The sequence below is a fragment of the Nocardioides sp. genome (assembly GCF_025965415.1).
Lineage (GTDB): Bacteria > Actinomycetota > Actinomycetes > Propionibacteriales > Nocardioidaceae > Nocardioides.
Map to the genome: position 1 here is coordinate 1 of NZ_JAOPWY010000086.1, position 10,002 is coordinate 10,002.

At 71.3% G+C, this 10,002-nt stretch carries 13 protein-coding genes; 6 read left to right on the forward strand and 7 right to left on the reverse strand.

Going from position 1 to position 10,002, the window contains the following annotated elements:
- The coding region (locus JWN97_RS09120) for an HAD hydrolase family protein (RefSeq protein ID WP_297621545.1) at positions 1-232 on the forward strand (232 nt) is incomplete at its 5' end.
- A 69-nt stretch (positions 233-301) separates the two neighbouring features.
- Here JWN97_RS09120 and JWN97_RS09125 read toward each other — a convergent pair.
- Together JWN97_RS09125 and JWN97_RS09130 are read right to left on the reverse strand one after the other, a co-directional pair.
- Complete coding sequence (locus tag JWN97_RS09125) at positions 302-847, reverse strand: DUF1990 domain-containing protein (protein ID WP_297621547.1); 546 nt, start codon at positions 845-847, stop codon at positions 302-304.
- Entirely contained in the window at positions 844-1,389 is a 546-nt protein-coding gene (locus JWN97_RS09130; protein WP_297621549.1) for a histidine phosphatase family protein, read from the reverse strand. The genes JWN97_RS09125 and JWN97_RS09130 overlap by 4 nt, the downstream gene beginning before the upstream one ends.
- Before the next feature lie 34 nt (positions 1,390-1,423).
- Between JWN97_RS09130 and JWN97_RS09135 the strand changes: the two genes are divergently transcribed.
- Genes JWN97_RS09135 through JWN97_RS09145 form a run of 3 tightly spaced genes read left to right on the forward strand, consistent with a single transcriptional unit; the run spans position 1,424 to position 5,571 of the window.
- Positions 1,424-2,392 (forward strand): cyanophycinase, encoded by a 969-nt coding sequence (locus JWN97_RS09135; protein ID WP_297621551.1) that lies wholly within the window; start codon positions 1,424-1,426, stop codon positions 2,390-2,392.
- Positions 2,389-5,205 carry a cyanophycin synthetase gene (gene cphA / locus JWN97_RS09140; RefSeq protein ID WP_297621553.1) on the forward strand — a complete coding sequence of 939 codons (2,817 nt, stop codon included), beginning with the start codon at positions 2,389-2,391 and terminating at the stop codon, positions 5,203-5,205. Before JWN97_RS09135 ends, cphA begins: the two co-directional genes overlap by 4 nt.
- On the forward strand, positions 5,206-5,571 hold the full coding sequence (locus JWN97_RS09145) for a cupin domain-containing protein (protein ID WP_297621555.1): 366 nt from the start codon (positions 5,206-5,208) through the stop codon (positions 5,569-5,571). It begins immediately after the preceding gene.
- An 11-nt stretch (positions 5,572-5,582) separates the two neighbouring features.
- Here the strand turns inward: JWN97_RS09145 and JWN97_RS09150 are convergent, their stop codons facing one another.
- From JWN97_RS09150 to JWN97_RS09165, 4 genes are all read right to left on the reverse strand, one after another.
- Positions 5,583-7,274, reverse strand: coding sequence for a Mur ligase family protein (locus JWN97_RS09150; RefSeq protein WP_297621557.1), 1,692 nt, complete (start codon positions 7,272-7,274; stop codon positions 5,583-5,585).
- 42 nt (positions 7,275-7,316) lie between these two features.
- Positions 7,317-8,087 carry an enoyl-ACP reductase FabI gene (gene fabI / locus JWN97_RS09155; protein WP_297621559.1) on the reverse strand — a complete coding sequence of 257 codons (771 nt, stop codon included), beginning with the start codon at positions 8,085-8,087 and terminating at the stop codon, positions 7,317-7,319.
- A gap of 61 nt (positions 8,088-8,148) precedes the next feature.
- Positions 8,149-8,877, reverse strand: coding sequence for a 3-oxoacyl-[acyl-carrier-protein] reductase (gene fabG, locus JWN97_RS09160; protein WP_297621561.1), 729 nt, complete (start codon positions 8,875-8,877; stop codon positions 8,149-8,151).
- Between the two features lie 37 nt (positions 8,878-8,914).
- Positions 8,915-9,127, reverse strand: coding sequence for a dodecin (locus JWN97_RS09165; protein ID WP_297621563.1), 213 nt, complete (start codon positions 9,125-9,127; stop codon positions 8,915-8,917).
- A gap of 79 nt (positions 9,128-9,206) precedes the next feature.
- Between JWN97_RS09165 and JWN97_RS09170 the strand changes: the two genes are divergently transcribed.
- Positions 9,207-9,497, forward strand: coding sequence for a DUF3099 domain-containing protein (locus JWN97_RS09170; RefSeq protein WP_297621565.1), 291 nt, complete (start codon positions 9,207-9,209; stop codon positions 9,495-9,497).
- A 184-nt stretch (positions 9,498-9,681) separates the two neighbouring features.
- Positions 9,682-9,879 (forward strand): acetone carboxylase, encoded by a 198-nt coding sequence (locus JWN97_RS09175; protein WP_297621566.1) that lies wholly within the window; start codon positions 9,682-9,684, stop codon positions 9,877-9,879.
- On the opposite strand, the gene JWN97_RS09180 is transcribed toward JWN97_RS09175, so the two are convergent.
- Positions 9,876-10,002, reverse strand: a 127-nt coding sequence (locus JWN97_RS09180; protein ID WP_297621568.1) for an integrase core domain-containing protein, incomplete at its 5' end; no start/stop codon positions are given. The two genes, JWN97_RS09175 and JWN97_RS09180, sit on opposite strands and share 4 nt — an antisense overlap.

Consider the following 10,002-nt stretch of genomic DNA (forward strand, 5'->3'; position numbering starts at 1 on the left):
CTCGGTCAGCTCCACCATCGCCATCGGCGACGGCGCCAACGACCTCGACATGCTCAACGCCTCCGGGTTGGGCATCGCGTTCAACGCCAAGCCCGTGGTCCAGGAGGCCGCCCACGCCGCCGTCAACGTCCCCTACATGGACGCCGTGCTCTACCTGCTGGGCATCAGCCGCGAGGAGATCGTCGCCGCCGACGCCGAGGCGGGCATCACGACCCCCGAGCCGAGCCTGTAGGTCCGGTCTGGTGTGGCCTGGGGGGCGTTGGACATGCGAATGTGGCTCGAGGGACCGGTGATCGGAACTTCAGCCCCGCCAGCGACATTCGCATGTCGAAGGCCGCCGGAGGGTCGCTCCCCCACTGACCCGAGCCACCCCGTCCAGGTAGGCACGGGACGACCGCGTCTGCAGCAGTCGTACGACGGGGCCGCCGAGCCGGGTGAACCAGCGACCCGGGCGGGAGAAGGCGCGGATCTCGGCCCAGGTCTCCTCGCCCGTCCGCTCGACGAGGAACAACTCCTCGCCGCTCTCCGGGTGGCCGGGAAGCGTCCCGTAGGCGAAGCCGCGCCGAGCAGGCTCGTCGACCACGTAGACGACCTGGGTGCGCGCCGTGATCCGGACAGGGCCGAACCACCGGCGCAGCGTCAGCGAGGTGCCCACGACCGCCGTGGGAGATGACGCGGTCACCCGGAAGCCGCCTGCCCGCTGCATCCCGAACCCGAGCACGAAGTCGGCGGCGGGATCGAACGCCGACGGCCCACCGACCAGTCGACGCTCCACCACCCAGTGCGCGTCGCGCGGCATCGATTCGACCGAGCGCGTCGCCCCGACCTCCCCGTAGGAGTAGGTCAACCTGCGCCCTGATCGACGTGGAACGCGGCCAGGTGGCCGGTGGCGACGTCCAGCTCGGCCCACGGGACAGAGATCTCCAGGACCGCGATCGCCGCGGTCGGGAAGCCGGCGCTCATGGCGCGGAAGGACTCCGGGTCGGGGTCGCCGTCGTCGAGCAGGTGGGCCAGGGAGGCGGCGGTGGGGTTGTGGCCGACGTACAGCACCACCTCGGCGTCGGCGGGGGCACCGCGGAGCACGTCCAGCGCACTGTCCGCGTCGGCGGAGTAGACGGCGTCCTCGACCCGGGCCTCGGCGGGGGTGCCGGAGCCGGCCACGAGGGCCTCCCAGGTCTGCCGGGTGCGGGTCGCGGAAGAGACGTAGGCCTCGTTCGGCACGATCCCCTGAGCGGCCAGCCACTTGCCGGCGGCGGTCGACTCACGGCGACCCTTCTCGGTCAGCCGACGCTGGTGGTCCTCCCGGCCGAAGGCCTCGGCCTTGCCGTGCCGCATCACCACGAGCACACGGCGCGTCGGCGCGGACGAATCGGGAGAAGGTGGGCCCACCGACGCACTCTATTCACCCCTTAGTCTTCCTGTCATGCCATTGGGACCCAAGAGTCACGTCGGTGACCTGCTCGTCATCGGGGGGGCCGAGGACAAGCTCGGCAGGCGGACGGTCCTCAAGGAGTTCGTCGCGCGCGCCGGCGGGTCCGAGGCGCGGATCGCGGTGATCCCGACCGCCTCGTCGCTGGGTGAGGAGATCACCGACGTCTACGCCGCCCTGTTCACCCGGCTGGGCGCCGCGGAGGTCTACGGCGTACGCCCGGAGAGCCGCGCGGAGTCCTCCGACCCTGAGCTCGTCGCGGAGCTCGACCGCGCCACGGGCATCTTCATGACCGGTGGCAACCAGCTCAAGCTGTCCACGGTGATCGCCGGCACCCCGTTCGGGCAGGCGATCCTCGACGCGCGGTCCCGCGGGGTCACCATCGCAGGCACGTCGGCCGGAGCCAGCATCCAGTCCTCGCACATGGTGGCGTTCGGGCCGGGTGGCTCGACCCCCAAGCAGCGGATGACCCAGGTCGCCGCGGGGCTCGGGCTGGTCGAGAACTGCGTGATCGACCAGCACTTCGCCCAGCGCAATCGCTACGGCCGGCTGCTGATGATCGTCTCGCAGAGCCCGCAGCTGCTGGGGATCGGCGTCGACGAGGACACCGCGGCCATCATCAGCCACACCGGTGACACCCAGGTCATGCGCGTCGCGGGCCGGGGGTCGGTGACCGTCATGGACGGCACCCAGATGGTCTCCAACGCCCACGAGGCCAAGGAGCACCGCCCGATCCTCGCCTCGGGGGTGCTGCTGCACGTGCTGCCGGCCGGCGCGGAGTTCGACCTGACCACGCGGGTGCTGCTCCCGGAGCGGTCGCCCGTGGACGCCGCGGAGGCGGACGATTTGGCCTCAGCCAACCGCGATCTGCGCAAGATGGCCCGAGACATCGCCGCCGGGGACATCGGACCCCAGGCGCTGCGCCGACGCATCGCCCGACGAAGCAGAGGAGCCGTTCAGTGACCGACGCCATGAACGACCAGTCCACCGTCCGCCACACGGGCGGCCGACCCACCGCCGATCTCGAGATCGTCGAGACGCGTGTCTACCGCGGCGCGAACGTGTGGTCCTACGACAAGGCAATCCACCTCGTCGTCGACCTCGGGGTCCTGGAGGACTACCCGACCAACACGATCCCGGGCTTCACCGACCACCTGCTCGAGGCGCTCCCCGGCCTGCGTGAGCACTCCTGCTCGCGCGGACGACGCGGCGGCTTCGTCGAGCGGCTCAACGAGGGCACCTGGCTGGGCCACGTCGCCGAGCACGTGGCCCTCGCGCTGCAGCAGGTCGTCGGCCACGACATCCGCCGGGGCAAGACCCGCGCGGTCAAGGGCCAGAAGGGCCACTACAACATCATCTTCGGGTACGTCGACGAGCAGGTCGGCCTGGCCGCGGCCCGGCTCGCCGTACGCCTGGTCAACCACCTCGTCGAGGCCGACCCCGACTTCGACTTCGCCGAGGAGCTCGACGCGTTCATCCTGCGCGCGCAGCGCACCGCGTTCGGCCCGTCCACCCAGGCGATCCTCGACGAGGCCGTCTCGCGCGACATCCCGTGGATCCGGCTCAACCAGCACTCCCTCGTCCAGCTCGGGCAGGGCGTCCACGCCAAGCGGATCCGCGCCACGATGACCTCCGAGACGTCGTCGATCGCGGTCGACATCGCCTCCGACAAGGACCTCACCACCAAGCTGCTCGGCGCCGCCGGGCTGCCGGTGCCCAAGCAGGAGTCGGTGCGCTCGGAGGACCAGGCCGTCGCGGCCGCGCGCCGCATCGGCTACCCGGTCGTGCTCAAGCCGCTGGACGGCAACCACGGCCGCGGGGTCTGCCTCGACCTGCAGGGCGAGGACGACGTACGCGCTGCCTTCCCGATCGCCGAGGGCCAGTCGCGCCGCGGCACCGTCATCGTCGAGTCCTTCGTGACCGGCAAGGACTACCGCTGCCTGATCATCGACGGCCGGATGGTCGCGATCGCCGAGCGCGTGCCCGCCTCGGTGACCGGCGACGGCAAGGCGACCGTCGAGGAGCTCGTCGAGCTGACCAACGCCGACCCGCGTCGCGGCGTCGGCCACGAGAAGGTGCTGACCCGGATCAAGGTCGACGACGCCGCGATCGAGGTGCTCGCCGACCAGGGCCACACGCTGACGTCGGTCCCCGCCGAGGGCGAGATGGTCAAGCTGGCGCTCACCGGCAACATGTCGACCGGCGGCATCTCGATCGACCGCACCTTCGAGGCGCACCCGGAGAACGTCGAGATCGCCGAGGAGGCCGCCCGCATGGTCGGGCTGGACATCGCCGGCATCGACTTCATCTGCCCCGACATCACCGAGCCGGTGCGCGAGGCCGGCGGTGCGATCTGCGAGGTCAACGCCGCCCCCGGGTTCCGGATGCACACCCACCCGACCATCGGCGAGCCGCAGTTCATCGCCAAGCCCGTGGTCGACATGCTCTTCCCGCCGGGCGCCCCGTCGCGGATCCCGATCGTGGCCGTGACCGGCACCAACGGCAAGACGACCACGAGCCGGATGATCAGCCACATCTTCAAGGGCATGGGGCGCAAGGTCGGCATGACCTCGACCGACGGCGTCGTGATCGACGAGCGCCTGGTGATCCGGGCCGACGCGTCCGGGCCGCGGTCGGCGCGGATGGTGCTGCAGAACCCGCGCGTGGACTTCGCGGTCTTCGAGGTCGCCCGCGGCGGCATCCTGCGCGAGGGTCTCGGCTACGAGCGCAACGACGTGGCCGTCGTCCTCAACGTGCAGCCCGACCACCTCGGCCTGCGCGGCATCGACACCGTCGAGCAGCTGGCGGACGTGAAGGCCGTCATCGTCGAGGCCGTCCCGCGCGACGGGCACGCCGTGCTCAACGCCGACGACCCGCTGGTCCGCGAGATGCGCCGCAAGTGCTCGGGCCAGGTCGTGTGGTTCTCGATGGAGGAGCCGGGCAGCGAGGTGCGCGACATGATCGACGCGCACTGCCGTCGTGGCGGCAAGGCCATCGTGCTCAACCCGACCGAGCGCGGGGAGATGATGGTCGTCCAGCACGGCCGACGCGAGATGCAGCTGGCCTGGACCCACCTCCTCCCGGCGACCTTCAACGGTCGCGCCCGGATGAACGTCCAGAACTCGCTGGCCGCGGCCGCGGCGGCGTTCGCCGCAGGTGCGCCGCTCCACGACATCCGTCAGGGCCTGCGCACCTTCTCCACCAACTACTACCTCTCCCCCGGCCGCCTCAACGAGGTGGACGTCAACGGCGTGAACGTGATCGTCGACTACTGCCACAACGCGCCCGGGATGAGGATGCTCGGCGACTTCGTGGACCGTGTCGGCGACTCGCTCGAGTCGTCGCACGACCTGGCCCGCCCGTCGCGGATCGGCATCATCGCCACCGCCGGCGACCGGCGCGACCAGGACATGGTCGAGCTCGGCCAGATAGCCGCCCAGCACTTCGACGTGTGCATCATCCGCGAGGACGTGGCGCTCCGGGGCCGCGAGCGCGGCGCTACCGCACAGCTGGTGCTGGAGGGCGTACGCGCGGCGATGGACGAAGGGGCCCGGTGCAAGCAGGTCGAGCTGTGCCTCGACGAGATCGAGGCCGTGCGGCACGCGATGAGCCGTGCCAACCCCGGCGACCTCGTGGTCGTCTGCGTGGACAAGCACGCCGAGGTCATGACGGAGCTGGAGAACTGGTCCGACGTGGCGCAGGCGGGCTCCGGCGGCAATCCGGACGCCCCCTCCGCCGACCCCGACTACACGCCGCCGCAGACCATCGAGCCCTGAGTGCGGATCCTCGACCTCCCCGACCTGCCCCACCGCTCGATCGACGCCCACGGCAGCCACGGTTTCTCGGTCGGCGCGTTCGGCATCAGCGCCGACGCCCACCTGGTCGCCGTGTCGCTCACCCCGGGCGGCACGATCGGCCGGCACCCCGCGGTGGGCCGCCAGCTGCTGGTGCTGCTCTCGGGCGAGGCCGAGGTGGCCGGGGCCGAGGGGACCGTACGCCGCCTCACGGCAGGCCAGGCCGCGGTCTGGGAGCCTGGTGAGGTGCACGAGACCCGGTCGCCGGGCGGCATGACCGCGATGATCGTCGAGGGTGACCTCGACATCGGCGCCCCCGGGGAGCAGGTCGACCCCGGGGACGTCTGACCGATCCGTGGTCAGGCGGCTGCGGCGCGGACCTTCTCCGACAGCGTCTCGGGGGTGTCGGCGGTGCCGCCGTGCTCGGCGATCCAGTCGTAGGCCTCCTGGCGCTCGGCGTGGCACATCAGGCCGACCACGTCCCCGGGCTCGGCGCGCGCGACCAGGGCCGCGAGGCACTCGACCTCGGTGGTGTGGGTCTCGATGTCAGTGACACCGACGCGTGCGGCGCCGGCACGGAGCAGCGCGTCGATCTCGTCCATCGTGCGCCCTCGGAGGTACCACTCCTTGTGGGCGATCGCGACCACGTCGCTGCCCTTCGCGCCGATCTCCCCCAGCGCGTCGATCAGCTCGTCGGTGCGGTCGCCGACGGCGCCGAGCCCGAGCATGATCCGCGCACCGGGGCGTCGTACGCCGGACATGATCTCGAGCAGCGCCTCCAGGCCGGCCTCGTTGTGGGCGAGGTCCATGACGACCGAGACCCCGCCGGGCAGGGAGAAGAAGTTCATCCGGCCGGGGTTGTGCTCGGCGTCGGGGCGGAACGACGTCAGACCGGCGACCACGGCCTCGCGGGACAGTCCGATGGCGAGCGCCGCCGACGCCGCGGCGAGGGCGTTCTCGATGTTGAAGCGCGACAGCCCGGCGAGCGTCATCGGCACGTCGACGAGCTCGACCAGCGGGTCCGGGTCGACCCCGGGAGCGAGGACGGTGACCCAGCCGTCGATGACGGTGGTGGCGCGACCGCCGCCGTGGCCCAGCACCTCGCGGACCGCGGGTGAGTCGGGGTCGCGGCTGAACACCCACGGCTGGGCGGAGATGACCGACTGCATGGCCAGCACGCGCGGGTCGTCGCCGTTGAGGACGGCCCAGCCGTCCTTGCGGGTGATCCGCGGCACCACCGACTTCACCTCGGCGAGCTGGTCGACGGTGTCGATGCCCTGCAGGCCGAGGTGGTCGGCCGTCACGTTGGTCACCACGGAGACGTCGTTGCGGGAGATCCCGATGCCCTTGAGCAGGATGCCGCCGCGGGCGGTCTCGGTGACGGCGAGCTGCACGCCCTCGAGGCCCAGCGCGCGGGCCGCACCTGACGGTCCGGAGTAGTCCCCCGCCTCGACCAGCACGCCGTCGCGGTAGACGCCGTCGGTGTTGGACCAGCCGACCACCAGGCCGCTCGTGCGGGCGATGTGGGCGATCATCCGACTGGTCGTGGTCTTGCCGTTGGTGCCGGTCACCGCGACCACGGGGATCTTCGGCGTGATCGTCGTCGGCCGGGTGCCCCTGGGCGCGGCGGCGACCTCGGCCGCCGCCGCGCTGACGGCCGACTCGACGTCCGGCGTGGGAAGCGCGTCGAGCGCGTGCGCGACCGCGTCGCCCAGCGCGCGGGCCCGCTCGCGGTTGCGCCACGGGAACGCGACGACCAGGACCTGCGGGTCGGAGGTCGGGCGCACCCGCACCGCCAGCCGGCGGGTGCCGGCCTCGTTGGCGATGGCGCGCACGAGCCGCTCGACCGCGCGCAGGGCGAAGCGCTGCCGGAAGCCCGAGCCGGGCGCCCCCGGGCGCGTCGTACGCAGGCCGATGCGGCGCGCGAAGCGCAGCACGGCCTCGTCACTGGCCTCCGAGATGGAGGAGACGTCGAGCGTCAGCTTCACCGCGGCGCGCGGGAAGTAGAGGTTGGGGCCTTCGAGGATGCGCAGCTCGACGAGTGAGGTCACCCGGGGAAACTATCGAACAGGCACCCTGCCGTGGGGCAGCGCCTACAGCCCCATGGCGTGGAAGCCGCCGTCGACGTGCACGATCTCGCCCGTCGTCGCCGGGAAGAAGTCGCTCAGCAGCGCGCAGACGGCCTGGGCGGTGGGGGTCTGGTCGGTCTCGTCCCAGCCCAGCGGGGCCCGGTCCTTCCACGCCGACTCCAGGTCCTCGAAGCCAGGGATCGCCTTCGCCGCGAGGGTCTTCAGCGGCCCGGCCGACACCAGGTTGCAGCGGATGCCCTCCGGGCCGAGGTCGCGGGCGACGTAGCGGGAGGTGTTCTCCAGCGCCGCCTTGGCCACGCCCATCCAGTCGTACGCCGGCCACGCGGTGGTGGCGTCGAACGTCAGCCCGACGATGGACCCGCCGCGCGACATGAGCGGCCGCGTCGCCACGGCGAGCGACTTGAGCGAGTAGGCCGAGACCTGGACCGCCTGGGCGACGTCCTCCCAGGGGCCGTCGAGGAACTTGCCGCCGAGCAGCGTCTCGGGGTTGCCGTAGGCGATCGAGTGGACCACGCCGTCGAGCCCGTCGACGTGCTCGCGGACCTGGTCGGCGAGGCCGGCGAGGTGGTCCTCGTCGGTCACGTCGAGCTCGAGGACCGGCGGCTCCTGCGGCAGCCGCTTGGCGATGCGCCGGGTGATGCCGAGGGCGCGCCCGAAGTTGGAGATCAGCACGGTCGCCCCCTGCTCCTGGGCGATCTTGGCGGTGGCGAAGCCGATCGAGCTGTCCATCGTGACGCCGGCGACGAGGATGCGCTTGCCGTCGAGGATTCCCATGTGCGTGTGTCCCATCTGGTCGGGTCGGGTGGCCGAGCGAGTGTGCGTGGCGAGTGGGTGGTCAGTGCCCCATGCCGAGGCCGCCGTCGACCGGGATGACCGCCCCGGTGACGTAGGCGGCGCCGTCGGAGGCGAGCCAGGTGACGGCCGCGGCGACCTCGGCCGGTGAGGCGTAGCGCCCGAGCGGCACCTGCGTCTTGATCAGGGTCTTCTGCTCGTCGGTCAGCACGTCGGTCATGTCGGTCTCGACGAAGCCGGGGGCCACGACGTTGGTGGTGATCGAGCGGCTGCCGAGCTCGCGGGCCAGCGAGCGCGCCATGCCGACCAGACCGGCCTTGGACGCGGCGTAGTTGACCTGGCCGGCGGAGCCGAGGAGGCCGACGACCGAGGAGATCAGGATGATCCGTCCGCGGCGCAGGCGCAGCATGCCCTTGGCGGCGCGCTTGGTCAGCCGGAAGGTGCCGGTGAGGTTGGTGTCGATCACCGAGGACCAGTCGTCCTCGCTCATCCGCAGCAGGAGGGTGTCCTTGGTGATGCCGGCGTTGGCCACGAGCACCTCGACGGGACCGTGCGCCTCCTCGACCTGGGCGAACGCCGCCTCGACCGCAGCCGGGTCGGTGATGTCGCAGCGCACGTCGAGGGCGCCCTCGGGGGCGCCGCCGTTGCGGGTGGTGACGGCCACCTTGTCGCCCTGCGCCAGGAAGGCCTCGGCGATCGCGCGACCGATGCCGCGGTTGCCTCCGGTCACCAGGACGGAACGGGGGCTGCTGGATCCGGGAATCTCGCTCACGCTCCGACGCTAGTGATTACCGAGGGGTAGGCCGAACTCACTCGTCCTCGAGGCGGAAGCCGACCTTCATGCCGACCTGGAAGTGCTCGACCGCACCGTCCTTGGCCTGGCCGCGGATCTGGGTGATCTCGAACCAGTCGATGTGGCGCAGCGTCTGCCCGGCACGCTCGATGCCGTTGCGGACGGCCTGGTCGATCCCGTCGGGTGAGGTGCCGACGATCTCGGTGACGCGGTAGGTGCGGTTGGACATGGTTCCTCCTGCTCGTCGTGCGGCTTCCGGGCGCAACTGGCCCGTGGGTTGTCGAGCCTAGCGACGTAGACTTTCGAGCATGGCCAAGCCGGACGCCGTACGCATCACCACGGCGCGCAGCAGCGCCGCGGACGACATGAAGTCGCGTCAGCGACGCTACGCGCTCTCGATGACCATCCGCCTCGTCTGCTTCGTCGCCGCAGTGATCGTCGGCTCGGGGGTCGCGATGTGGCTGCTGGTCGCCGGCGCCGTCTTCCTGCCTCTCTTCGCCGTGGTGATTGCCAACGCTGGAGACCAGCGAAACGACGGATTCAGACTTCCGGAGGGGCCAAGCACCCATGAACTGACGCCCGGCGAGCGAGAAGACTGAGGAAAATTGGTGCGTTTCGCGTGCGCCGGAAGTTTGGTTTTCACGCACCCGCATGGCAGGATTCCCCACGCCAGCGCAGCATCCCCCGTCTGTGCTTGGCACCTGAGGTGCCGGACAGCTTCCCCCCGTGGCTGTCCGGCACCTCTTTCATTTCAGCCCGTCACGACGCGCACGAGAGGCAGCCATGGAGCCCGATCGCGACATCTGCTCGGCCAAGGGCTGCCAGGCCGACGCCGCGTGGGACCTGCAGTGGAACAACCCCAAGATCCACACGCCCGAGCGCCGCAAGAGCTGGCTGGCGTGCGACGAGCACCGGTCCTCGCTCTCCGACTTCCTCGGGGCGCGCGGCTTCCTGAAGGACGTCGTCGCGCACGAGGGCTAGGTGTGATGCCCAGCCAGGTTGTCCAACCTGGCGATGGGTGGAAGGCCACCGAGCGCTGAGTGGGGCCGGTGGTGGTTGTACTGGTGCAGCCATCCTTCCAGCGCGGCCCGGCGGGCGGCTTCG

Bases quoted from the DNA above. Each gene is read 5' to 3' on its own strand.
- JWN97_RS09135 (WP_297621551.1), top strand. From the start codon at position 1,424: ATGCCATTGGGACCCAAGAGTCACGTCGGTGACCTGCTCGTCATCGGG.
- fabI (WP_297621559.1), bottom strand. From the start codon at position 8,087: ATGGGAATCCTCGACGGCAAGCGCATCCTCGTCGCCGGCGTCACGATG.
- JWN97_RS09165 (WP_297621563.1), bottom strand. From the start codon at position 9,127: ATGTCCAACCGCACCTACCGCGTCACCGAGATCGTCGGCACCTCACCC.
- JWN97_RS09170 (WP_297621565.1), top strand. From the start codon at position 9,207: ATGGCCAAGCCGGACGCCGTACGCATCACCACGGCGCGCAGCAGCGCC.
- JWN97_RS09175 (WP_297621566.1), top strand. From the start codon at position 9,682: ATGGAGCCCGATCGCGACATCTGCTCGGCCAAGGGCTGCCAGGCCGAC.